We start from the raw sequence: 23,434 nt of genomic DNA, 5'->3' as shown, positions 1-23,434 counted from the left end.
CGACCTCATCCAAACCCCCCATGCAGGAACCAGCTGCCGCCGTCTCGCAGGCGACGTTCGCGGTAAATCCACACCAGCCCGCTGCGCTCATTCCAAGCCACGTAGTAGTCGCGCGCGGCCACCGTGCCCGGGGTGTCCCACCAGCCGGCCTCGAGCCGGTGCGGACCGGCCAAGATCCTCAAATCGCCCTGCAGCTGCGGTCGCTCCCGGCAAATGTCCAGCAGCAGCGGTTCACGCCACAGCCAGGCGGGTTGCGGCCCCGGCAGACCAGACGGCATAGCGACCTTGTCGACCTGCATGGCTGGCTGCCACGTCTGCTGAGTCTCGGGGCGATGGTCGGCACGTGGCACCGGGCGGCACACCCGATCCGGGCCCAAACGGGCCGACAAGCGCTCCAGCAACTGCAACAGGCCTTCTCCCCTGGTGATCTCGACGGCCCCGGGCAGCAGCGAAGACGCCGTCTCGGCCAGCGGTTCGATCTCGTCGCAGCACAAAGACAGCTCTCCCACCGGCGCGGCCAGCCGCACCCGGGCCAACCACTCGCTCGACAAGCGCAACAAGTGATCGACCCGACGAGTGGGCTCGGCCGTGCGCACCGGCAGCTCGCCCCCCCACGCATCGTCGCGGCCGTGGCCGTCGTATCGCCAGCGCAGCACGAAGCAGCGCAGCCCGGCCTGGCGGGCCGCCAACCAGCCGCACAGCTGCAGCAGCAAGCGGCGGACCCCCAGCATCAAGGCCGGGGCCGATTCCACCCGCCCGGGCAACTCCAGCCGGGCCTCGAACACCTCGGGCGGCGTGATCCATGGGGCCGACCAGGGCGCCTCGCCATATGCCTGGTCCAGCTCTCGCAATACATCGGGGCCCGCGCGACGCGCCAAGCCCGCACGAGGCAGCGCGCGCACCTGGCCCAGACACCGGCAGCCCAGGCGGCTGAGCCAGGCCGCTTGCAGGGCCACCTGGCGCAAGCTGTCCAGCGGCAACCCATCCAGCAAAGCACTCAACTCACCGCCCCAGGCGCCCACTTGTCCGCCACGCGCCAAGGCCAGCGCCCCCAGGGCGGTGGGTGCGGCAGCGCAATGCTTCCAGCCCAGCTCGGCCGCAGCGGTCTCGATGCGTGCACGCAAAGCCTGGGGCCCGCCAAACAAGCGCAGGCTGCCACCCACCTCCATGAGCACCGCCTCCTCATGGCGACACACCCGAGGGGTGAACTGCAGCGCCCACCACCCCAAGGCCTCGGGCGTAGCCGCCAGCGACGGCGCCGGCTCCTCAGCCGGTGACGGCCCGCAGGTCGTGCGAAGGCACAACGCCATCCAGCAAGGACCGGCCAACATCGAACCGCTGCATGGAAACGGCGGAGGCCCCCCCACGGGCCGCCAACGCATGAGACAGCACCTCCGCCAAGTCTTGCGGCGCCGCAGGCACCTCGATCGGCCTGTCATGGGGCGGCCCCCGGCGCTTGAGCAAACGCAACACCAAGCTCAACGGCCGACTGGCTTGCACGGCCAGACGCAAAGGCGCAGGCGAAGCCTCGACCTGCACCGCCAGCGGCCGAAACACGAACACCAGCCGCTGCCCCTGCAAGCTGCGCACTTGCAGCCGCCGCAAGCCCGCCACCTGCCCCCGCTGGACGGGCAGCCACAGCAACACGGCAGCCACCTCCGCGCAGTGCAGCGCCTGTGCGGCCGCCCACAGGCGCTGCTCGGGCTGGACCACATTCACCCAAATCATCGAATCCGCGTTCAGGCCCGCCGCACGCCAACCGGGCGCATGGGGCGGCGCGGGCGGGCCGATGAAGAGCACGGCCTTGCCCGGCCCCTCGTCGGCCAGCACCCGAGACAGGGCCGGTGCGGTCAGACGGCATTCCGCCAGCCCCCAGGCCGGCAGCAGGATCTCGCTCAATCCCTGAACCGGCCAGCCCCCGCCAGGCAGCACGGCATCCAGCGCGGCAAAGCCGGTCGGGCACACAGGCAGCTCATGGGCGCCGGGCAAGGCATCCCCCTGCCAGACGGCGGCAGCCACCTCGGAAGACAAGGACCTTGAAAGCATGGCGTCACCAGTAACTGTATAAATATACAGTATTTGGCCGCGGCGATCCGGCCTTCACCCGGTCGTCAAGTGGGCCCGGCGGGGCGGGCCAGCCGCCGGATGTCCGCACATCCGCCCGGCGCCCCCAACGCGCCGACAATGCCCCCCATGAAGCTTTCCGTCCTCGATCAATCGATCTGGCTGGCCGGCGCCAGCGAAGACGCTGCCATCCGCGATACCCTCGACATGGCCGTTCACTGCGAAGCCCTGGGCTATCACCGCTTCTGGGTGAGCGAGCACCACAGCCTGCCCACCATCGTCGGCACCGCCCCTGAGATCTTGCTGGCCGCCATGGCCGCACGCACCCAACGCATACGCCTGGGCAGTGCCGGAGTCATGCTGCCCCACTACGCTGCGCTGAAAGTGGCCGAGCAGTTCCGTGTGCTCGAGGCCCTGGCCCCGGGCCGCATCGACCTGGGTGTGGGCCGTGCGCCGGGTGCCGACATGCGCACGGCGCTGGCCCTCAACCCGAACGCCCATGCCGCGGCCGAAAGCTTCCCGGAACAAATCCAGGACCTGCAAGCCTGGCTGGCCGGCCAGCCGCACCGAGGCATCGTCGCCCACCCCCGTGCGCCCGCCCCCTCGCCCGAGGCCCCTTGGGCGCGTATCCCCACGGTGTGGGTGCTGGGCAGCTCCGACTACGGCGCCCGGCTGGCGGCCCACCTGGGTCTGCCCTATGCCTTTGCCTATTTCTTCATGGATGGCCAGGGCGTGGAACAGGCCCTGGACCTCTACCGCCGCCTCTACCGGCCCAGCCCACGCCACCCCAGGCCCCAAGCCACGATCTGCGTGTGGGCCTTGGCCGCCGACACCGATGAAGAAGCCCGCTTCCATGCGCTCAGCCGGGAGCGTTGGCGGCTGGACCGCATGCACGGGCGGCTCGGTCCCCTGCAGCCCCCCGACCAGATCGCCCAGCGCGGTTTCACCCCCGAGGAATGGCCCACGGTGGACGCCCTGCGCCGCAAGGCCTTCGTGGGCAGCGCCGCCACGGTGGCCGAGCAGCTGCGCCGCCTGGCCGACGCCTTGGCCCTGGACGAATTGGTGATCAATACCTGGGCCTACGATCCGGCAGTGCGCCGGCGGTCTTATGCCCTGCTGGCCCAAGCCTTCGAAATTTCCAAATGACCCCAAACGAATCGATTGTTTATTACTATTCATAAGGGTTCCCTCGGAGGAGGGATTAGCACTCTCTGCCATCGAGTGCTAACATCAAGGGAACTGAAAGGAGGTTCGAGATGTCTATGACGACCATGAACACCTCGACCGCTGCCCTGACCGTCCGCGATCCCTGGGCCTTGGTGCCCTCCCTGGGCAATCTGGATGCCTACATCGCGGCCGTCAACCGTTTGCCCCTGCTGACGCAGGAAGAAGAAACCACGCTGGCGCGCCGCTGGCGAGATCACCGCGACCTGGAAGCCGCCGGGAAGCTGGTGCTGTCGCACCTGCGACTGGTGGTGTCGGTCTCGCGCCAGTACCTGGGTTATGGCCTGCCGCATGGCGACCTGATCCAGGAGGGCAACGTGGGTTTGATGAAGGCCGTCAAGCGCTTCGACCCCGACCAGGGCGTGCGCCTGGTCAGCTATGCCCTGCACTGGATCAAGGCCGAGATCCATGAGTTCATTTTGAGGAACTGGCGCATGGTCAAGGTGGCCACCACCAAGGCCCAACGCAAGCTGTTCTTCAATTTGCGCTCCCTCAAGCAAAGCCTCAAAGGCGAAGCCGACGAGGTCGACACGCACCGCAGCACCCTGTCCGACCGGGAAATCGATGCGGTGGCCCGCGAGCTCAAGGTCAAGCGTGAGGATGTCATCGAGATGGAGACCCGCCTGTCCGGTGGGGACGTGGCCCTGGAGCCCAGCCTCGACGACGGCGAAGACAACTTCGCGCCCATTGCCTACCTGGCCGATGAAAGCCGTGAGCCCACCCGCGTGATCGAAGCCCAGCGCCGTGATCTGCTGGCCACCGATGGCATCGCCCGGGCGCTGGACAGCTTGGATCCTCGCAGCCGCCGCATCGTCGAAGAGCGCTGGCTCAAGGTGAATGACAACGGCACTGGCGGTAAGACGCTGCACGAGCTGGCCGCTGAATACGGCGTCAGCGCCGAACGCATTCGCCAAATCGAGGCGGCCGCCATGAAGAAAATGCGCAAGGCCCTGGCCGAATACGCCTGACCCGGCCCCCTGCGCCTCGCACACAACGGCCCCTTCGGGGGCCGTTGTCGTTCAAGCCGCTCGGTTTTTGGTTTGGTCGATCAGGGGTCGACCCGTAGACTGAACGGCATGAGCCGGCGACGCATCCGACGCATCGATCTGGCGCTGCAGGGAGGCGGCGCCCATGGCGCCTTCACCTGGGGTGTGCTGGACCGGCTCCTGGCGGAACACGGAACCGAACCCGCGTCCGTCGATAGCGTCCGATGGTAAGCCAACGCCCTTGAGGGCGGCCATTTCTACGAATCGGCCACGGCCATCGGCCGAGCGCCGCGGCTCGGGCCTCGGAACGACTCCCTCAGCTACCAGCCAGCCAACTCTCGCCTCGCATAGTTAAATCATCATCTTTTTGCGACGCACTTACGGCGTGTTTTCATCTGTATTGACGTTCGATCTGGATGCTCGTATGCTCACCACCAAACAACCGAGCCACTACAACCATGTCGAGCGACCGACTCCCGGAAATGACCCAGGCGCAACGCGACCGGCTCGCGTTCGTCGAGTTGCGCCTGCGGTTCGTCGGCGAGATCCGCCGGCAGGACTTGGTGACGCGCTTCGGCATCCAGGCTGCGGCGGCCACGCGGGACATCGCCCAGTACAAGGAGCTGGCCCCAGGCAATATGGAGTACGACACCAAGGGCAAGGTCTACGTCCGCGCCGCTTGGTTCCGCCCCCTGTTTGACTTCCCCGCCGAGCGGATCCTCACTTGGTTGTCCCAGGGCTACGGTGACGGCGAGCCCATCCGCTGGAAGGGTGTCGTGGCACAGGAGGGCACCAGCCTGCCGGGCAAGATTGATCTGGATCTGCTGTCCGTCCTGACCCGCGCCATTCACCAAGGCGCCGCTGTTGAGGTCGCCTATCGCGCACTGTCGAGCGGGCTGACGACCCGGGAGATCGTCCCGTTCGCACTGGCCGACAGCGGCCTTCGTTGGCACGTCCGCGCCTTCGACCGGCGCAGCGGTGAGTTCCGCGACTTCGTGTTGGGCCGCCTCGACGCCGCCCGCATCCTGCCTGGCCCTGTGGCCGACCACGAGAAGCCCGATCAGGACATCCAGTGGAACCGGATCACCGAGCTCGAGCTCGTACCGCATCCGGCCAACGTGCAGCACCCCGACACCATCGAGGCCGAGTACGGCATGGACGGCGGCGTGCTCAAGGTGCGGACCCGTGCGGCGATGGCCGGCTACCTGTTGCGCCGCTGGAACGTGGACTGCACCGAAGATCACAGCCTCAAGGGTGGCGAGCACCACCTGTGGCTCCGCAATCGCCAGGCCCTCTATGGCGTCACCAACTTGGTGCTCGCGCCGGGCTACAGCGAATCCAGCAAGTAAGGGTAATCATGACGATCACCCCCACCTGCAATTCCGTCGACCGTCACCGCCGAAAGGAGCCCCATCATGGCTAAGCCTCCCGCCAACCACGGCAAGCAATGGACGCCTGCCGAGGTCAAGCAGCTCAAGCAGCTCGCCCAAGAAAACACGCCCACGCGGGTTATCGGCCTGAAGCTGGGCCGCACGGAGGACGCGGTGCGAGCCAAGGCGGGCGAGAACAACATCTCCCTCAAGCCTACCAACCAGTCGCCCTACAACCGGCGCAAGCCCTGAGGCGGAAAGCAATAACAAGGGGGCGCACCGTGCTGAAGCTCGAACAGATCCAGAAGAACGCGGCCATCTCGGGCTTGGAGCCCGGGCAGGTCGTGCGCATCGTCACGACAGAGCCGGTCGGTGACAACGCCCTCACCGTCTACTACAAGACCGCCGACGGCTCGCTGCGCGAGCGGATGCTGTTCCGCACAGACGAGGCCAACCTGTCGTTGGCCGAAGCCGGCCGCCCATGGGCCTTCGACGCCCCAGGCGAGGACTTCAAACTTGCCACCGAGGCCTACCGGATCAACCTGGCCCACCTGTTCGATCCGATGATGGCGGTGCACACCTCGAACGTAGAGCCGCTGCCGCATCAGATCACCGCGGTCTATGAGTCCATGCTGCCGCGCCAGCCGCTGCGCTACGTGCTGGCCGACGACCCCGGCGCTGGCAAGACCATCATGGCCGGCCTTTTCATCCGCGAGCTGCTGATGCGGGCGGACGCCAAGCGCGTGCTCATCGTCGCCCCTGGCAGCCTGGTTGAACAATGGCAGGACGAAATGTTCGAGAAGTTCGGCCTGTCGTTCTCGCTGTTTTCGCGCGAGCAGGTCGAGCAGTCCCGCAGCGGCAACCCCTTCGACGACCACGATTTGCTGGTTGCCCGCGTCGATCAACTGGCCCGCGCGGACGACCTCCAGGAGAAGTTACGCCTGTCGCGCTGGGACCTGGTGGTGGTCGATGAAGCGCACAAGCTCTCCGCCAGCTACTTCGGCAACAAGGTCAACAAAACCAAGCGCTTCCAGCTGGGCGAGCTGCTGGGCTCGATCACGCGGCACTTCCTGTTGATGACGGCCACGCCGCACAACGGCAAGGAGGAAGACTTCCAGCTGTTCATGTCGCTGCTAGACGCCGACCGCTTCTACGGAAAGTTTCGCGACGGCGCGCACAAGGTCGACGTCACCGATCTGATGCGCCGCATGGTCAAGGAAGACTTGCTCAAGTTCGACGGCACCCCGCTGTTCCCTGAGCGCCGGGCCTACACCGTCAACTACAAGCTGTCCGACCTGGAGGCCGCGCTCTACGCCGCGGTCACCGAGTACGTGAAGACCGAGTTCGCCAGGGCCGATCAGCTGGCCGACGGCGGACGCAAGGGCACCGTCGGGTTCGCTCTGACTTCGCTGCAGCGCAGGCTGGCCTCCAGCCCCGAGGCGATCTACCAGTCGCTCAAGCGCCGCCGCAACAAACTCAAGCGTCGGGTCGAGGAAGAAAAGCTGGGCCAGCGCGGCAAGGCACTGGCCGAGACGTTGGCTGGCACCGGCACCAACGGCGTGCCTGAGGACATTTGGGAATCGGCCGACGCCATGTCGCCCGACGACTTCGAGAACTTCGAGGAAGCCGTCGTCGACCAAGCCACCGCCGCGCAGACGATCCAGGAGCTCGAGGCCGAGATCATCATCCTCGAAGCCTTGGAGGAGCAGGCCCGCCAGGTGGTGTATTCCGGGCAGGATCGCAAGTGGGACGAACTCTCCCGCCTGCTGCAGGACACGCCTGAGATGCACGACGCGGCGGGTCGGCAGCGCAAGCTAATCCTCTTCACCGAGCACCGCGACACGCTCAACTACCTGGCCACCAAGATTCGCGGCCTGCTCGGCAGTGAAGAAGCCGTGGTGATGATCCACGGTGGTGTGAAGCGCGAGGAACGCCGCAAGGTACAGGAGCTATTCCGCAACGACCCCACGGTGCGCGTACTCATCGCCACCGACGCCGCTGGCGAAGGCGTGAACCTGCAAAACGCCAACCTGATGGTCAATTACGACCTGCCTTGGAACCCCAACCGCCTGGAGCAGCGCTTTGGCCGCATCCACCGCATCGGCCAGACCGAGGTCTGCCACCTGTGGAACATGGTGGCCATCGAAACGCGCGAAGGCGACGTCTTCCAGCGTCTGTTCGAGAAGCTGGAGGTGGAGCGCCAGGCCCTGGGCGGCCGCGTGTTCGACATCCTGGGCGAGGTCTTCGAGGACAAGCCCCTCAAGGATCTGCTGATCGAGGCCATCCGCTACGGCTCGGATCCCGAAGTCCGTGCCCGACTGCTCAAGAAGGTGGAAGGCGCGCTGGATACCCAGCACCTCGAGAACATCATCAAGCGCAATGCGCTGTGCGAAGAGGTGATGGACGAGAAGCGCCTGTTCGCGGTGAAGGAGGAGATGGAGAAGGCCGAGGCCCGCAAGCTGCAGCCCTTCTTCATCCGCGCTTTCTTCAACCAGGCCTTCCAACAATTCGGCGGCGAGCTGCGCCCGCGCGAGCAAGGGCGCTACGAGATCACCAACGTGCCGGCGCTCATCCGCGAGCGCGACCGGCAAATCACCGGCCGCGACCGCCGCAATGCCGACCCGGTGCTACGCCGTTACGAGCGCGTCTGCTTCGAGAAGCAGTACGTGCGGCTGACCGACCGTGTCGGCGCCCCGATGGCCAGCCTCATCCATCCCGGCCACCCCTTGATGCAGGCGGTCACCGACCTTGTGCTGGAAGCTCACCGCAACAAGCTCAAGCAAGGCACGGTGTTGGTGGACCCGAGTGATATGGGCGTCACCCCGAAGGTGATGTTTGTCGTTGATCACGCCGTCAAGGAAGGGGCAGACCCCGCGCGCATCGTCTCGCGCCGCATGCAGTTCGTCGAGATCGACCCGCAGGGACACGCGATCAACGCCGGTTGGGCGCCTCACCTGGACCTGGAGCCCATTGCGCCTGCCGACCTCAAGTTGATCGAAGACGTGCTGGCCGCCCCGTGGATCGCCAAAGACCTCGAGCAACAGGCTTTGGCCCATGCCGGAAGCTCTCTTGTGCCCGAACACTTCGATGAAGTGCGCACCCGCCGCGAGAAGGCGGTGGACAAAACCCTGGCCGCCGTACATGAGCGTCTGGTGAAGGAAATCAACTTCTGGTCCGACCGTTACATCAAGCTGCAAGACGACCTGGCTGCCGGCAAGGATGTGCGCCTGACGCTGGAGAACGTGCGCCGCACCATCGACGACCTGACCGCGCGGCGCGAAGCGCGCGAGAAGGAGTTGCTGGCCATGCGCCACGTCATCTCCGCCACGCCTGTCATCGTCGGCGGCGCATTGGTGATCCCGGCGGGCCTCTTGATGCAACGCAAGGGCGAGCCCGGCTGGTCGGCGGATGCCGATGCGCGCAGCCGCATCGAGCACATCGCCATGCAGGCGGTGATGAACGCCGAACGCGCGCTGGGCCATGAGGTCATCGACGTCTCGGCGCAGAAGTGCGGCTGGGACGTCACCAGCATCCCCAAAGCCCTCGACGGCCGTCTGCCCACCTCGCGCCACATCGAGGTCAAGGGCCGCGCTAAAGGCCAGACCACGATCACCGTCACCCGCAACGAGATCCTCTATGGCCTCAACCAGGCGGACAAGTTCATCCTGGCCATCGTGCTCGTGGACGGCGACGGCTACGCCGGGCCGTTCTACATCCGCAAGCCCTTCACCCAGGAGCCCGACTGGGCGGTGACCAGCATCAACCTGGACCTGGATGCGCTGCTTGAGCGCGCCACGACCGCGGAGGGCTCGCTGTGAGCCTGGGCTGCCCTCAGAAACAGAAACGCCCTCACGGGGAGGGCGTCGGGCCAGGGCTGCTCACCTTGGCGGGGCTGCAAGAAGAGACGCCTCCCGAGGGAGGCGTCGGGCCGGAGATGCTATCTCCGGCGGGGTTAATGCGCCATATTGTCGTCAGACCAGGCTCTGCTGTCAAGCCGAGCAGCGTTTCCGGAGGCCAGCCATGCAGCGCGTGATGGCCTACGTGGACGGCTTCAACCTCTACTTCGGGTTGAAGGATTCCAGCTTCAAGCGCTACTACTGGCTCGACGTCTCAGCGCTTGCACAGAGCCTCCTCAAGCCTGGGCAGCAACTGCTGGCCACGCACTACTTCACGGCCCGCATCCGCGCCAATGGCCGCAACTCGGCTGACCAGAAGCGGCAGAACGACTACCTCGAAGCCCTGGCCCTGCGCGGCGTGCGCTGCCAGTTCGGCCACTACCTGCAGAAGACACGCCAGTGCCGGCAGTGCGGCGCGAACTGGCCCGACTACGAAGAGAAGATGACGGACGTGAACATCGCCATTCAGTTGCTCGGCGATGCCTTTGACAACGCCTTCGACACAGCGCTCGTCATATCCGGCGACAGCGATCTGACGACACCCATCCGCAGGGTGCGCGAGCGCTTTGCCCAAAAGCGCATTGTCGTTGCCTTTCCGCCCGGTCGTTATTCGAACGAACTCAAGCGCTGCGCCAACGGCTACCTCAACATTGGTGAAGACAAGCTGCGCGCCAGCCAGCTGCCCGAACAACTCGTCAAGCCCGATGGCTACGTGCTCGCACGCCCTGCCACCTGGCGCTGAAGGACTTCAAGAATGACCAGCATCAAAGCCCCCAAGAAACTCATCGAAGTGGCGCTACCGCTCGACGCCATTAACGCAGCGTGCGCAATTGAGAAGCAGCCATTTACCAGGCGCCACCCACGCTCGCTTCACATATGGTGGGCGCGCCGGCCCCTGGCGGCGGCGCGGGCGGTGATCTTTGCGCAGATGGTCAACGACCCCGGCTACGAACGCCACCTGGGCCGCGGCGTCAACAAGCAAAAGGCCGCCGCTGAGCGCGAGCGCCTGTTCAAGATCATTGAAGACCTGGTGCAGTGGGAGAACACCAACAACGAAGACGTGCTCGAGCGCGCCCGCGAAGAGATCCGCAAAAGCTGGCGCGAGACCTGCGAACTCAACAAACACCACCCGCAGGCCGCCGAGCTGTTCAACCCCGAGAAGCTCCCCGCCTTCCACGACCCCTTCGCCGGCGGCGGCGCGCTGCCGCTGGAGGCGCAGCGCCTGGGGCTGGAAGCCTGGGCGTCTGACCTCAACCCCGTGGCGGTGACGATCAACAAGGCGATGATCGAAATCCCGCCGCGTTTTGCCGGCCGCGCGCCGGTGGGGCCTCTGCCCCCGGGCGAGAAGCAGGCCAAGCTGCACGAGGACTGGCGCGGCGCGCGCGGCCTGGCCGAAGACGTGCGCCGCTACGGCGCCTGGATGCGCGCAGAGGCCGAGAAGCGCATCGGGCACCTGTACCCGAAGATCACCGTCACCGCCGAGATGGCGGCCGAGCGTCCGGACCTGAAGCCGCTGGTGGGGCAACAGCTCACCGTGATCGCCTGGTTGTGGGCACGCACGGTGAAGAGCCCGAACCCGGCATTCAGCCATGTGGAGGTGCCGCTGGCCTCGACCTTCGTGCTCTCCAGCAAGGCGGGCAAGGAGGCGTATGTGGAGCCGGTGGTGGAGGGAGATAGTTACCGCTTCACGGTGAAGGTGGGCAAGTCGACCGAGGCGGCGAAAGCGGGCACCGCTGCGGGCAAGCGGGGTGGCTTCTATTGCCTGCTGTCGAAGTCACCGATCGATTACAAGTACATCCGTAACGAAGGACAGGCTGGGCGCATGGGCGCGCGGTTGATGGCCATCGTCGCCGAAGGCGCACGGGGCCGGGTGTATCTGCCGCCGAGCGAGGCACACGAAGCCATCGCTCATCAGGCGCAGCCGATGTGGAGGCCCGATGTCAAGTTGCACGGAAAATGCCGCGTGAATGTGTCCAACTATGGCTTGGACGTTTACGGCGACCTCTTCACCCCCCGCCAACTGGTGGCGCTCACCACCTTCTCCGATCTCGTGGGCGAAGCCATCGCCAAGGCCAGGGCCGATGCCCTGGCCGCCGGCATGCCCGACGACGGCCGCGGCCTCGACGCCGGCGGCACCGGGGCGACGGCGTATGCGCAGGCGGTGGGTGTTTATCTTGGCCTTGCCACCTCCCGGTGGGGCGATATGAGTAACTCACTCGCAGGATGGAACAACACAAATCAGAACGTCAGGGCACTGTTCTCTCGTCAGGCTATACCCATGAATTGGGACTACGTTGAGCTATCTCCATTCTCGAAAATGGGGTCCTGGTACTCGACCGTTGAATCTGCCTGCGAGACTTTCGCAAGCCTCGCGCCATTTTGGCAGGGCGCTGCCATGCAAGCTGATGCTCAAACACAAGATATAGGCGCACAAAAAGTAGTTTCGACGGACCCGCCCTACTACGACAACATCGGCTACGCTGATTTGTCAGACTTCTTTTACGTCTGGCTGCGCCGCAGCCTCAAGCCCATCTTCCCTAACCTATTTGCCACGCTGGCGGTGCCCAAGGCCGAGGAGCTGGTCGCTACGCCTTACCGCCATGGCAGCAAAGAAAAGGCCGAAGCGTTCTTCCTTGAGGGCATGACCCGCGCTATCCACAACTTGGCCAAGCAGGCGCACCCGGCCTTTCCGATCACCATCTACTATGCCTTCAAGCAAAGCGAAACCACGGACGAGGCCGGCACCGCCAGTACCGGCTGGGAGACCTTTCTAGAGGCGGTGATTCGCGCCGGCTTTGCGATCACTGGAACCTGGCCCATGCGCACCGAGCGTGACGCTCGTTCAATCGGACTAGGCACCAACGCACTTGCCTCCAGCATCGTGCTGGTCTGCCGCCAGCGCGCGCCGGATGCGCCGGTGGTCAGCCGCCGCGAGTTCGTGCGCGAATTGAATGCGACGCTGCCCGAGGCGCTGGAGGCGATGACCCGCGGCGGCGTCCATTCCCCCGTCGCGCCCGTGGACCTCTCCCAGGCCATCATCGGCCCCGGCATGGCGATCTTCAGCCAGTACGCCGCGGTGCTCGAAGCCGACGGCACGCCGATGTCGGTGCGCACGGCGCTTGCGCTCATCAACCGCTTTCTCGCCGAGGACGACTTCGATCACGACACCCAGTTCTGCCTGCATTGGTTCGAGACGCACGGCTGGGCCACTGGCCGCTATGGCGAAGCGGAGGTGCTCTCCAAGGCCAAGGGCACGAGCGTCGAAGGTCTAAAGGCGTCGGGCGTGGTCGCCTCCGGCAAGGGGGAGCTGCGCCTGCTCAAGTGGGCTGAGATGCCGCGCGACTGGTCGCCTGAGTCCGACGCGCGGCTCCCGGTGTGGGAGGCGCTGCACCAACTGATCCGAGCACTGAATCAAGACGGCGAATCGGCCGCAGGCAACTTGCTCGCCCGCATGCCCGCCCGCGCCGAGCCCATTCGTGCGCTGGCCTATCGCCTCTACACCCTCTGCGAGCGCAAGGGCTGGGCCGAGGAAGCCCGCGCCTACAACGAGCTGGTCACCGCCTGGAGCGGCATCGAGCAGGCAGCGGGTGAGGCAGGCATCGTCGGCTCGCAGAGCTCGTTGGATATTTGAGGGAGGCTTCATGGCGACGACTACATCTTTCAGTCCAGAGGCTATCGCGGCTTTGACGACGTTTTCAGAAGCGTCGACCTCACCGGAAGAGCGGCGCGAAGCTCTTTCTACCCTCAGCGCGACTAAGGTTTTGCCCAAACATGCGGACCATCCAGCCATCATGTCTGGGCGGGACCATCTGTTGCGGCAATCGAGGTCGGCCGAAAATCCTGAACATCGGTTATTGGCCATCGCTGAGTGCATTCGCCTGACACAGATCGTCAAGCGCTGGGCGCCAGAGATGCTGGAGCAGTTACGACCTGCCTTTGCTGCGCCGTTGCCCAGTATGCAGTTGTTATCCAGCGGAGATGATCGATTGAACCTGGCGCGAGCCTGTGCTCAGATGCCAGTGCCTTGGATGCCCAACTATTTGGCTCGTTCCATCGCCGAAGAGCCGACGGCAGAAAAAGCCCGGTTGGAGATGATGGTGGCTTTGATGGCGCAAGCCGCCAACCTGGCTGACGTGCTGCGCAGCTTGGCCACTGCGTTCGAGGCCTTCCGTCCCGACACGCAAGCTCCAGGCGACACGATGGCACGCCGCCTTGCACGGGCCATCGAGGCATTGCGGGAGGCCCTCCTTGACAGTGAACTTGACGCGGGCAATGACTTAGGGGTGGCACTGTATGAGTGGGTCAGCGCGCCATTGATGGCTGCAGGCAAGCCACAAGATGAGAAGGCACAAATCGACTTGATTCGCCAAGCATTATTGCTGGTGCATGACATCGCCCGTACCCGTATTTCGGTTGTTGCAGATCCGACCATGTACCGGGTCGTTGATTACTGCCGCCGTCTGTGTGGCAGACGATCGTGGCCTGCTGAATTGGAAAAGCCCCTGGAGCGGTTGATCACCGATGTATCCGAGGCGTTGGTCCTGCTGGGACGACAGGGTCAACGCGACCAAGCGCTGTTGTCACAGTTGGAGGTGCTTTGCAACCACCCAGAGCGGGCTCGGGCTCTGGCGCGTGAATTGGCCGCTCGCCATCCTGAGCTCAATGAGGAAGTTCGAGACTGGCTTGAACATGGACGGATTCGCAACTTGAGACAAGCCAGCAACTCGGCAATCGAGGCTGCTGCCAGCACTGCAGATGAAAGCATCGGCCTTGCCCTTCAAGCAGCACGCACGGCTCGGGCGCTTCGCGATAGCCTGTGCGTCTCGTTGGTGTCGAATCTGGAAATTTATGACCCTGGGCTGGTGTCGTCCGCTCAGGCCCTGCTTGATAGCGTTCAGGCGCTTGCTATTCAAGTGGAGCAGGCAGCCGCCTTGCGAGGTTTGGATCTTTATGGTGTGCCGGGGGAGGAGATCGAAATATCGACGAAGTTTTTTACGGTAGTTGGCGGAACACCTCGGCAACGAATGGTGGTCAAACAGCCGGCCATTGTTCGCAAGCGACCTGATGGCGGCATAGGTGACGTCGTCACCAAGGGGCTCGTGGAGTAACAGGCGCCTCACGCTCAGCTTGTTGACAAGTCCTCAAGGAGGAAGCTTTGGACAAGAACATTGCTGCAATTTTAATCTCCAGCTTGCTGGAGCGCATCGAGCGTGATCAGACCATCGGTGCGGTTTCATCGTTGGAGCGCGAGGCCCTGCAAATGGCCTTGGCTGCCTTGAAAAGGGAGGTCAATTCTCCCGCCTCTGAGGCCATTAAGCAGGCTGGACCTGTCTCTACCACTCAAAGGGAGGCAGGAGCTGCTGTCAGCGACGCAACGTCACTCCCGCCATCCACAGAGTCAATAGATGCTGACACCAAAGATGCCTCCACCTTGTCTGCACCGGCGCTGCCTAGGGTTGCGCTTGCTTTGGAGTCTATCGAACGCGATGAAGTGACCGATCCAAAGGTGCTGCTGTGCCTTGACTTCGGAACGGCAATGTCTAAGGCCTTCGCGACGGTGTTCCCGGACAAATATCTGGATCTCGAATTGGGCACAGAATCCGGACGTCAGGGGTATACGCTGCCCTCGTCGATCTTTATTGCCGAAGACGGAAAGGCCTACTTTGGCTTCGAAGCCATTGAACTAAGTCAGGATTTGGTTGACTCAGGTCGTGAGCGGCTGGATTCCATCAAAAGTTGGCTAAGCCTTCGAAGAGAGGGCAACCTGGATGGCGAAGCCTGTGTGCTAAAGCCGGCAATGAACCCGACCCCCTATCGGTTGACTGAAGGTGATTTGATACGGATCTATCTGGCCTACCTGACAGACATCGCGGAAAGCTCATTGGCCCACCAAGGGGTCGATCAGCCAAGGTACGCAAAGCGACGCTTCGCTAGGCCTTGCTGGCCTGATCCGGTGCAGACTGAATGGGCAGATGGCTTGATGCGCAGGATGTTGGCGGAAGCGCAGATCCTTGCGGACACCTTTACAGGCCGATGGCAGGGTGGCATTCCGGTGGGCGAGTTGAAGTCTGCTCTAGAGCAGATCAAAGCTCTGAACAAACGGCCAGAGTATTTGATCGATGACGGGGTTCCGGAACCGGTTGCCGTTGCCGCTGGTGCGCTTGCCGAAAGCGAGCACGCGCGGGATGCCTTCATGGTGGTGGACGTTGGGGCTGGCACCACGGACTTTGGTCTGTTTATCACTACGCGTCGGCCTGGTGAGGACGAGTTCCGCGTATTCCAAGTACCCGCATCGATTCAGGGGCTGATGCAAGCCGGTGACAAGGTGGATGGTCTGTTACGCGGATTCATTGCCCGACGTGAGTCGATCGATCCCAGTGACAACTCGGGCCGCATGATCCTGGCAGACCTAAATCGTCGAATCCGCGGATTAAAAGAGACCCTCTTTAAGACGGGAAAGCTTGAGTACGTTCTGGCAGATGGCACCGCTGGCGAGGTGACCCTTGACGAGTTTCTTGCCGACGAGAGGGTGAAGCGCTTTACTCAAGCAGTGGAGGCTGGGTTCAAGAAGTCGCTGGAGGCTGTTGATGAAAGCTGGCTTCGCTGGCTGGCTACGGATGGCATCCGATTAAAGGTTGTCCTGACAGGGGGCAGTTCGCCCCTGCCGATGATGCAAGCTTTGGGCAAGGGACTGATTGACGTGCAGGGGCACCGTATCCTTCGAGAGGCGGTCGACCCGCGGCCCGATTGGATGGCTGATATGCCGATTGAGTTGAAGGCGGTCTACCCACAGTTGGCTGTCGCAATCGGTGGCACCGCAGAAACTATGCCTGAAACGCTTACCGCACCACCAGTCTTCCTTGGTGGGGCAAGACACCACGGCTATGTCGCCAGTAACCTACAAATCACCGGGGGCTAAATAGATGGCAGTAAAACCCTGGCGCGAGATCGCCGTCCCACACGAAGACGTGCTCAAGGGCACGTTCCAGCAAGCCGAGTTCGCGGCGGATCTTTCGCGCGTGCACGCAGGCACCGCCACCGGCGAGTATCAGAACCCGGTGCTGTTCTTCCAGCGCACCTTCATCACCGAGGGCATGCGCCTGCTGCTGGATTCGGTGGTCAAGCGCCTGGCCGGTAAAGGCGGCGACCCGGTCATTCAGCTGCAAACCGCCTTCGGCGGCGGCAAGACGCACACCATGCTGGCGGTGTATCACCTGGCCAAGGGCGAAGCACCGCCGAGTGATCTGCCGGGGATTTCCGCCATTCTCGATGCAGCCGGAATCATGGAATTGCCGCGCGCGCGCATTGCGGTGCTCGACGGTATCAAGGCGTCACCCAACCAGCCTGTGAAGCGCGAGGGCCAGACGATTCGCACGTTGTGGGGCGACCTAGCGTGGCAACTCGGGGGGGCCGAAGGCTACGCCCTGGTGGCTGACGCTGATGCTTCGGGTACTTCGCCCGGCAAGGCGGTGCTGGAGGCGTTGCTCGCGCGCTGTGCGCCCTGCGTCATCCTGATTGACGAACTGGTGGCCTACGTTCGCCAGTTCGAGGAGGGCAAGACGCTCACCGGGGGAACGTTCGACTCGAACCTGTCGTTCGTGCAGGCGCTTACCGAGGCACTGAAGGCCGTGCCGACCGCCGTGCTGCTGGCATCCCTGCCCGAATCGGACAAGGAAGCCGGCAGCCAGCGCGGTGTGAAGGCGCTGGAGGCGCTGGCACACTACTTTGGCCGCGTACAGGCGCTGTGGAAGCCGGTGGCCACCGAGGAGGCGTTCGAGATCGTGCGGCGGCGGCTGTTCGCCTCGATCAACGACAAGCTGGCGATGGAGTCGGTCTGCCGCGCCTTTGCCGACTTCTACACCGCCCACCGCGACGGCTTGCCGCAAGAGGTGCAAGAGGGCCGCTACTTCGAGCGGCTGGTGCGCGCCTATCCGATCCACCCCGAGGTGTTCGAACGACTCTACAAAGACTGGTCGACCCTGGACAACTTCCAGCGCACCCGCGGCGTGCTGAAATTGATGGCCAAAGTCATTCACCGGCTGTGGAAAGATGGCAACAATGATCTTTTGATACTGCCAGGCAGCCTGCCGCTGTACGACGCCGATGTGCGCAATGAGGCCATTTACTACCTGCCCCCGGGCTGGGACCCGGTGATCGAGCGTGACGTGGACGGCGAGCGCGCCGAGACCACCGAGATCGAGAACAAGGACACCCGCTTCGGCAGCGTGCAGGCTTGCCGTCGTTCGGCACGCGCGGTGTTCCTGGGCAGCGCGCCCAGCACAACGAACCAGCTGGTGCGGGGCCTTGAGCTAGAGCGTGTGATCCTCGGCGTCATTCAACCGGGCCAGCAGATCGGCTTGTTCAAGGATGCGCTCAAGCGCCTCACCGACCGGCTGCACTACCTCAACCACGCCAACAACAGGTTCTGGCTCGACACGCGGCCCAACCTGCGGCGCGAGATGGAGGAGCGCAAGCGGCGGTTCCAGGACAAGGAAGACGTGTTCCCGACCGTCCGCGAGCGCGTCCAGCGCGGCTTCGCCAGCGGGGTGTTCGGCGGCATCCACGTCTTCACGGACAGCGGCGACGTGCCCGACGACTGGGCACTGCGTTTGGTGGTGCTACCGCCAGACGCCGCCTTCAGCAAGAGCGGCCAGAGCCTGGCCATCGACCGCGCGACCGAGATCTTGAAGAAGCGCGGCGACCAGCCCCGCTTCAAGCAGAACCGGCTGATCTTCCTGGCCGCCGACTACGACAGCGTGAGCCGGCTGAAGGACCATGTGCGCTCGTTCCTGGCATGGCGCAGCATCGTTGCCGACTACAAGGACAACCGTATCGTCCTCGACAACCTGATGGCCAAGCAGGCGAACGCCAGCCTGGAGCAGGCCGAGGAGACCGTGCGCCGCATGATCCGCGAGACCTACAAGTGGCTCGTGGCGCCGATGCAGGAGGCGCGCCCCGGCAAAGGCCTTTCCGAGCTGCGATGGGAGCACTTCCAAGTCAACCCCGGCGCGCAGAACTGGTCGCAGGAGATCGAACGCGTCCTCAAGGAGAACGAGCTGCTCATCACCGAGTGGGCGCCGATCCACCTGGCCAAGGTGCTGAAGGACTGGTTCTGGAAGGATGACGTCAAGGACGTTCCGGCGCTTACCGTCTGGCAGCAGAGCTGCCAGCAGCTCTACCTGCCCCGCCTAAAAGACGACACCGTGTTCCAGAACACGATGGCAGCGGGCGCCGAGAGCCGTGAGTTCTTCGGCTTCGCGCAGGGCAAGGAAGACGGGCGCTACATCGGCTTCAGCTACGGCAAGCGCACGTCCCTGATCATGGACTCGTCTCTGCTGCTGATCGAGCCGCTGACGGCCGCCGCGTACATGGAAGCCCTGCGCGCGTCTGAAGAGGCCTCGCGTGCCAAGACCGCTGAAGCCGGAACGGGCGCAAGCACCGCAACGGCTCCGGCTGGCGGCGGCGAAACCTCGCACGTCGAAGACTCGGCCAAAGGGGGCTACCAAGCCGGTGGCGCGACCGCCGGCCAGATCGTCAAGAAGCAGTTCTACGGCAGCATCGACCTCGACCCCATCCTGGCCAAGAAGCAGTTCGCAGACCTGGTGGACGAGGTGGTCCAGCAATTCACCTTGCGCCCCGATGTAAAGGTCAAGATCGCCATCGAGATCCAGGCCGAGTCTCCCTCTGGATTCGATGACGGCCTGCAGCGCGTGGTGAAGGAGAACTGCAACGTGCTGAAGTTCAAGAACGCCGAGTTCGAGTCGGGAGAATGACGGCTCCGAAGGTCTTTGTCAGCCACGCGAGCGAGGACAAAGCCCGCTTCGTGGTCGACTTCGCAAGGCGCCTACGTGAGAACGGCGTAGACGCGTGGCTCGACCAGTGGGAGATGAAGCCAGGCGACAGCCTTGTAGACAAGATCTTCGAGGAAGGGCTTAAGGAGGCACGTGCCGTCGTTATCGTCTTGTCCGCGACGAGCGTTCAGAAGCCCTGGGTCCGGGAAGAGCTGAATGCATCCGTAGTCAACCGGCTCAGCCGCGGGACCAAGCTGATCCCCGTCGTCATCGACGACTGCGAGGTTCCGGAGGCGTTGCGATCCACGGTTTGGCAGAAGGTCGATAACCTCAACGACTACGGCGCGAGCCTGCAACGAATCTTGTCGGTCATCTTCGATGTGACCGACAAGCCGGCGCTAGGTGCACCGCCAGCGCGCTTCGCCGGTCCTGCGCCGTTGATCGCAGGGCTGTCGCGCGTCGATGATCTGGTCATCCGTGTAATTGCTCGGATACAGATCGACGAGGGCGCAGGACTGGTGGAGTGGGATCGGTTGAAAGCCGAACCGCTTCTGCGAGACGTCCCGCAGCAAGAGCTGCTCGATTCGCTGCAGATTCTTGAGCAGCACCACTTCGTCAAGGTAGGCAAGGTCATCGGAGCACCGCTGTCGCATGTCGTCCTGACTGACTTCGGTTTCCTGAAGTTCGCCGAAGCGTACGTCGATGACTACCAAGGCACGGTGAATCAAATCGCCGCGCTGCTCGTGAACGAGGACGTTCGACAGAATCAGGAACTGGCTGCAAGGGTGAACAAGCCCGTAGCCTTTGTCGACTTCGTTCTCAACCTGATGGAGAGCAACAACTACATCAAGGTCTCGAAGTACCTCGGCGGCCAATCTCACGTCTGGGAAGTTTCAGCGTCGCTACGCCGTGCGCTTCAGAGCGTGTGAGTCCGGGCTCTGGATCAGATCGCTTTCAGCGAATCGCCTGCTCACAAGTCCCGGAAGCACTCTCCCGCCGCCGTAGATCCAGCGGCGCAGCTCCGTCGCGGCGCCCACCCAGTCCCGTTGGTTGACACGTCGCCGTAGCGTTGACGTCTGTAGTCGCCCCGCGCCGAGGTTGAAGGTGAAGTCGACGATGGCAGCCAGCCGCCCCTCGGGCTCGGTCGCCAGCACCGGGCAGTAGCGCAGTGTGGCGGCAAGCGCCGTCTGCAGGTCACGGGCCAGATAGACTTCCGCTTCGGCTTCTGTGATCGGCGGATGATCCGGATCGCAGAGGTGACCGTAGCCGATCGTCCAGTAGCCGGCCGGGCACAGGTACGGGTGCGCGCGGCCGGGGTCGTGCTTCGGCACGCGATGAAAGCCCTCGAAGCGTTTGGCCAGGTCGATGGCCGCCTGGGGTACTGCGATCACGGCCGCACCCGGTCGAAGACTCGGCCCAGGAACCAGAAGTTCAGGACACCGGCCCACAGCGCCTGGTCGGCCTCGGTCCAGGCCGCCTGGATCGCCGGGATCCACTCGGCACCTGCATCGACGGTGCCCACAAAGGCGGCGGTCTTGGCGGCGCAGTAGAGGGCCATGAACCAGTAGGTGATGACGGGCCGCACGCTGCTGGAGAGTGCATCGGCCCACTTCACCCCCGAGGGCCGCCCCTGCGCCGCCACCGCCTCGCGCAACGCTTCGATGGCCCCGGTATTCCACGCCGCATCCGCTGCCGCACCGATCTCGGCCATGCGCTGCGCGCCACGCAGCTTCTCGAACTCCAGCGCCTTGTCCTGCATCGCGAGTTCATGGCTGCGCTCGCCCTTGCGGTCGAGCCACTTGAGGATCTCCGGCGCAAGACGGAAGGCTCCTCCCAGGAGGCCGCCGAGCAGAGTCTCGATCATTGGCCACCTCCCATGAGCTTGAGTTTGATCGCGGCCCCCACCAGCAGCGCGGCCAGAATGCCGGTGGTGATGACCTTTACAGTCGTCTGCCACGCCGTGCGGCGGGCGTCGCGCCAGGCTTCGAGTAGGTCGCGCAGTTCGCGGATGTCCTTGGCGGCACTGCCGTTCTCCAGTCCGAGATGGGCAAGGCAACGCTCGGCTCCTCGTTCAGCGGCACGGTCGAGCAGTTCGTCGAAGTCCTCACGGCGCAGAAGCAGCATGTTCTCGACGAGCGCAGGGGGTTGTCGTTCGGGTTCGGTCATTGCAGGTCTCCCAAAAATGCGAAACCCGCCACGCGGGCGGGTCCAGGGGTGACGGATCGGTGTGAGGGTCAGATGGCGATGCCCGCGCTCCAGCCGGTGGGCTTGTAGGCCGAGAGCTTGGCCTCGTCCTCGACGTAGGCGAGCCACCCGACCCGGGGCGCGTGGTACTCCCAGCTACCGGCGATGCGCACGGCGATCTGGTCGGTCTTGCCGGCCCAGGCGCCGGTGGCACCGGCCGGCACGATGTAGCGGTCTCCGTCGGTAGGGCTCGCCGGCGGTGTGGTCAGGTCGCGGTCTTTGACCGACAGGCCGACGATGGCGCCCAGGCGCTTGAGGTTGGCATCCATGTCGGTGTGCCAGCCGGATTCGCCCAACGTCCAGCCGTAGGCAAGGCCCAGGTTCGGATCGGTCGATGGCATGGTCTATCTCCAGGGATTCGAGGTTTGCCGAATGGTTTGACGGATGCGCTGAATGACGCTCAGGTCCGCGGTGCGATGGACTTGCCGTGGGTGCTGCCGCCAGTGCCGGCCGACGACGGGCAGGTGCAGCACACGGCCGCGCTGGGCCACCAGCCGGGTCAACAGCCAGTCGGCCATGGGGTGGATGTCGGTGGTGGCAGCGAGCACGGCCTCGACCGCAGCGCGGCGCATCACGATCAGCCCGTGCACATGGCTGGCCGAGTGGGCGTGCTGGAAGGCGCTGTAGGCCAGCCGCCGCACGCCGACGTCTCGGCCTTGCTCGTCCATCAGCGCCTCGTCGGTGTAGGCCATCACGGCCTGCGGGCAGGCCTCCAGCGCATCGGCTAAGTGTGTGAAGGCACTGGCTTCGTACACGTCGTCGGGATCGACGAAGGACACCAGCGGCAATGTCCCTCGCGCGTAGCCGGCTGCGCGCGCCTCACCGATCCGACCCGGAATGCCCGGCAGCACGTGCAGACGGATCGGGGCCTCTGCGAGGCTGGCAAGACATGCTTCGCGCCATGCGGCCGGCTCATCGAGCGTGAGCATGTGCACGTCGATACGCGGCTGGAGGTGCAGGTCGATGGGCGCTTGCATCACACCCCACCCCAGTACTGCCCCCAGCGCAGGCCGTAGCCGGCGCGTTCGGTGGTGCGCACCTGCGCCTGCCAACTCGCCAGCCCGTCGCGCTCGGACTCGATTTCGATGGTCACGGTATCGCCCGCGCTGCCCGCATCTGCCGCAGCGCTGGCCACGTCCCAAGTCCAGGTGGTGCCGGCCAGGCCGCTCTGCGTGCGCACCAGCGCGCCGTTGCGGTCGCGCAGGCGCACGCTGTAGGTGGTGCCGGGCTCGGGGCCGATGTCGCCCTCGTCCTGGCGCACGAGGTAGGCGGTCTGCTGGGTGCGGTCGCGGTGTGCCCAGGCGAGGGTCAGGTCGCCGGCGACCACGGCGGGCTCGGTCTGGCCGTTGAGGCGGATGCGCCCCGGCGGATAGGGCCGTGCCTGGCGGCCGGTGAGCAGCAGCGGCTGGCCGTTGACGGCGAGCACGGCATCGCCCTGGTCGGTGGAGGTGCGCGGAATGGCGGCGACGAACACCGACTCGCCCGGCGCGCGTTCGGTGGTCTCGGCGGCGAGCCACTCGCCCACGCCCACCAGCCGCGTGCCGGCCGGATGCATCTGCGGCGTGGTGTCGAGCACCCCGCGGGCGAGATCCACCGTGCCCGCGGGGGCATCGAAGGCGAGGATCGCCACGGCTTCGCGGATCGCACCAAGCGCATCGACCAGGTAGGCGTAGTCGCCGATGGTGAGGCGCTCGGGCTGGGCCAGGGCCGTCACCGGCACGGCCAGCGCATCGGCCTCGCTCGCCGGCAGTGCCGCATCGAGCGTGAGCAGCGGCGCATAGTCCTCGCCCACCACGGGCGCGAGATCGCCGCTGGATGCGCCGGTGGCCAGTTGCCAGTTGAGCTGCCCTTGGCCACCG

Annotated in this window: 18 protein-coding genes and 1 pseudogene; 11 read left to right on the top strand and 8 right to left on the bottom strand. The window is 64.7% G+C overall.

Translation table 11 applies throughout. The features are described 5' to 3' along the window. Window positions 1-5: 5 nt before the first annotated feature. Window positions 6-1,331 carry a Y-family DNA polymerase gene (locus F615_RS0111690; protein WP_051090241.1) on the bottom strand — a complete coding sequence of 442 codons (1,326 nt, stop codon included), beginning with the start codon at window positions 1,329-1,331 and terminating at the stop codon, window positions 6-8. Continuing rightward, window positions 1,267-2,046 (bottom strand): translesion DNA synthesis-associated protein ImuA, encoded by a 780-nt coding sequence (gene imuA / locus F615_RS18410; protein WP_156824624.1) that lies wholly within the window; start codon window positions 2,044-2,046, stop codon window positions 1,267-1,269. Before imuA ends, F615_RS0111690 begins: the two co-directional genes overlap by 65 nt. A 147-nt stretch (window positions 2,047-2,193) precedes the next feature. Here imuA and F615_RS0111680 point away from each other — a divergent pair, with 147 nt between their 5' ends. The 11 genes from F615_RS0111680 (at window position 2,194) to F615_RS0111625 (ending at window position 20,260) form a co-directional block, all read left to right on the top strand. Continuing rightward, entirely contained in the window at window positions 2,194-3,210 is a 1,017-nt protein-coding gene (locus F615_RS0111680) for an LLM class flavin-dependent oxidoreductase (protein ID WP_019561374.1), read from the top strand. Between the two features lie 116 nt (window positions 3,211-3,326). After that, complete coding sequence (rpoH, locus tag F615_RS0111675; protein WP_019561373.1) at window positions 3,327-4,256, top strand: RNA polymerase sigma factor RpoH; 930 nt, start codon at window positions 3,327-3,329, stop codon at window positions 4,254-4,256. A gap of 476 nt (window positions 4,257-4,732) precedes the next feature. Continuing rightward, window positions 4,733-5,623 carry a BrxR family transcriptional regulator gene (locus F615_RS0111665; protein ID WP_026330261.1) on the top strand — a complete coding sequence of 297 codons (891 nt, stop codon included), beginning with the start codon at window positions 4,733-4,735 and terminating at the stop codon, window positions 5,621-5,623. 66 nt (window positions 5,624-5,689) lie between these two features. Further along, complete coding sequence (locus F615_RS0111660) at window positions 5,690-5,896, top strand: hypothetical protein (RefSeq protein WP_019561370.1); 207 nt, start codon at window positions 5,690-5,692, stop codon at window positions 5,894-5,896. Window positions 5,897-5,925: 29 nt separating this feature from the next. Continuing rightward, on the top strand, window positions 5,926-9,462 hold the full coding sequence (locus F615_RS0111655) for a helicase-related protein (RefSeq protein ID WP_019561369.1): 3,537 nt from the start codon (window positions 5,926-5,928) through the stop codon (window positions 9,460-9,462). Between the two features lie 202 nt (window positions 9,463-9,664). After that, complete coding sequence (locus tag F615_RS0111650; RefSeq protein ID WP_019561368.1) at window positions 9,665-10,282, top strand: NYN domain-containing protein; 618 nt, start codon at window positions 9,665-9,667, stop codon at window positions 10,280-10,282. 12 nt (window positions 10,283-10,294) lie between these two features. After that, complete coding sequence (locus F615_RS0111645) at window positions 10,295-13,171, top strand: DUF1156 domain-containing protein (protein WP_026330260.1); 2,877 nt, start codon at window positions 10,295-10,297, stop codon at window positions 13,169-13,171. A gap of 10 nt (window positions 13,172-13,181) precedes the next feature. Next, window positions 13,182-14,648, top strand: a complete 1,467-nt coding sequence (locus F615_RS0111640) for a hypothetical protein (RefSeq protein ID WP_156824623.1) — start codon at window positions 13,182-13,184, stop codon at window positions 14,646-14,648. 47 nt (window positions 14,649-14,695) lie between these two features. Continuing rightward, complete coding sequence (locus F615_RS0111635) at window positions 14,696-16,459, top strand: acetate and sugar kinases/Hsc70/actin family protein (RefSeq protein ID WP_019561365.1); 1,764 nt, start codon at window positions 14,696-14,698, stop codon at window positions 16,457-16,459. Window positions 16,460-16,463: 4 nt separating this feature from the next. Next, window positions 16,464-19,313, top strand: coding sequence for an ATP-binding protein (locus F615_RS0111630; protein WP_019561364.1), 2,850 nt, complete (start codon window positions 16,464-16,466; stop codon window positions 19,311-19,313). Next, window positions 19,310-20,260: a toll/interleukin-1 receptor domain-containing protein gene (locus F615_RS0111625; RefSeq protein ID WP_019561363.1), complete on the top strand. Its 951-nt coding sequence runs from the start codon at window positions 19,310-19,312 to the stop codon at window positions 20,258-20,260. The genes F615_RS0111630 and F615_RS0111625 overlap by 4 nt, the downstream gene beginning before the upstream one ends. On the opposite strand, the gene F615_RS0111620 is transcribed toward F615_RS0111625, so the two are convergent. From F615_RS0111620 to F615_RS0111595, 6 genes and pseudogenes are all read right to left on the bottom strand, one after another. Then, window positions 20,234-20,722 (bottom strand): lysozyme, encoded by a 489-nt coding sequence (locus tag F615_RS0111620; protein ID WP_019561362.1) that lies wholly within the window; start codon window positions 20,720-20,722, stop codon window positions 20,234-20,236. The genes F615_RS0111625 and F615_RS0111620 overlap by 27 nt on opposite strands. Further along, window positions 20,719-21,195, bottom strand: a complete 477-nt coding sequence (locus tag F615_RS0111615; RefSeq protein ID WP_019561361.1) for a hypothetical protein — start codon at window positions 21,193-21,195, stop codon at window positions 20,719-20,721. Before F615_RS0111615 ends, F615_RS0111620 begins: the two co-directional genes overlap by 4 nt. Next, window positions 21,192-21,497: a DUF6127 family protein gene (locus tag F615_RS0111610; RefSeq protein WP_019561360.1), complete on the bottom strand. Its 306-nt coding sequence runs from the start codon at window positions 21,495-21,497 to the stop codon at window positions 21,192-21,194. The genes F615_RS0111615 and F615_RS0111610 overlap by 4 nt, the downstream gene beginning before the upstream one ends. A 68-nt stretch (window positions 21,498-21,565) precedes the next feature. Further along, window positions 21,566-21,916, bottom strand: a complete 351-nt coding sequence (locus F615_RS0111605; protein WP_019561359.1) for a DUF2793 domain-containing protein — start codon at window positions 21,914-21,916, stop codon at window positions 21,566-21,568. Window positions 21,917-21,919: 3 nt separating this feature from the next. Next, the gene (locus F615_RS0111600; RefSeq protein WP_019561358.1) at window positions 21,920-22,552 is read right to left on the bottom strand and encodes a glycosyltransferase family 2 protein; all 633 of its coding nucleotides are present in this window, start codon (window positions 22,550-22,552) and stop codon (window positions 21,920-21,922) included. Then, window positions 22,552-23,434: pseudogene (locus F615_RS0111595) on the bottom strand (phage tail protein); the annotation flags it as partial. The gene F615_RS0111600 and the pseudogene F615_RS0111595, both read right to left, overlap by 1 nt.

Source organism: Caldimonas manganoxidans ATCC BAA-369, assembly GCF_000381125.1.
Classification (GTDB): Bacteria; Pseudomonadota; Gammaproteobacteria; order Burkholderiales; family Burkholderiaceae_C; genus Caldimonas; species Caldimonas manganoxidans.
The sequence above is the reverse complement of the archived record's forward strand: the minus strand, read 5'-3'. Positions and strand labels throughout refer to the sequence as shown.

Bases quoted from the DNA above. Each gene is read 5' to 3' on its own strand.
- F615_RS0111640 (WP_156824623.1), top strand. From the start codon at position 13,182: ATGGCGACGACTACATCTTTCAGTCCAGAGGCTATCGCGGCTTTGACG.
- F615_RS0111690 (WP_051090241.1), bottom strand. From the start codon at position 1,331: ATGTTGGCCGGTCCTTGCTGGATGGCGTTGTGCCTTCGCACGACCTGC.
- F615_RS0111680 (WP_019561374.1), top strand. From the start codon at position 2,194: ATGAAGCTTTCCGTCCTCGATCAATCGATCTGGCTGGCCGGCGCCAGC.
- F615_RS0111660 (WP_019561370.1), top strand. From the start codon at position 5,690: ATGGCTAAGCCTCCCGCCAACCACGGCAAGCAATGGACGCCTGCCGAG.
- F615_RS0111645 (WP_026330260.1), top strand. From the start codon at position 10,295: ATGACCAGCATCAAAGCCCCCAAGAAACTCATCGAAGTGGCGCTACCG.
- rpoH (WP_019561373.1), top strand. From the start codon at position 3,327: ATGACGACCATGAACACCTCGACCGCTGCCCTGACCGTCCGCGATCCC.
- F615_RS0111600 (WP_019561358.1), bottom strand. From the start codon at position 22,552: ATGCAAGCGCCCATCGACCTGCACCTCCAGCCGCGTATCGACGTGCAC.
- F615_RS0111605 (WP_019561359.1), bottom strand. From the start codon at position 21,916: ATGCCATCGACCGATCCGAACCTGGGCCTTGCCTACGGCTGGACGTTG.
- F615_RS0111615 (WP_019561361.1), bottom strand. From the start codon at position 21,195: ATGATCGAGACTCTGCTCGGCGGCCTCCTGGGAGGAGCCTTCCGTCTT.
- imuA (WP_156824624.1), bottom strand. From the start codon at position 2,046: ATGCTTTCAAGGTCCTTGTCTTCCGAGGTGGCTGCCGCCGTCTGGCAG.
- F615_RS0111630 (WP_019561364.1), top strand. From the start codon at position 16,464: ATGGCAGTAAAACCCTGGCGCGAGATCGCCGTCCCACACGAAGACGTG.
- F615_RS0111650 (WP_019561368.1), top strand. From the start codon at position 9,665: ATGCAGCGCGTGATGGCCTACGTGGACGGCTTCAACCTCTACTTCGGG.
- F615_RS0111665 (WP_026330261.1), top strand. From the start codon at position 4,733: ATGTCGAGCGACCGACTCCCGGAAATGACCCAGGCGCAACGCGACCGG.
- F615_RS0111625 (WP_019561363.1), top strand. From the start codon at position 19,310: ATGACGGCTCCGAAGGTCTTTGTCAGCCACGCGAGCGAGGACAAAGCC.
- F615_RS0111610 (WP_019561360.1), bottom strand. From the start codon at position 21,497: ATGACCGAACCCGAACGACAACCCCCTGCGCTCGTCGAGAACATGCTG.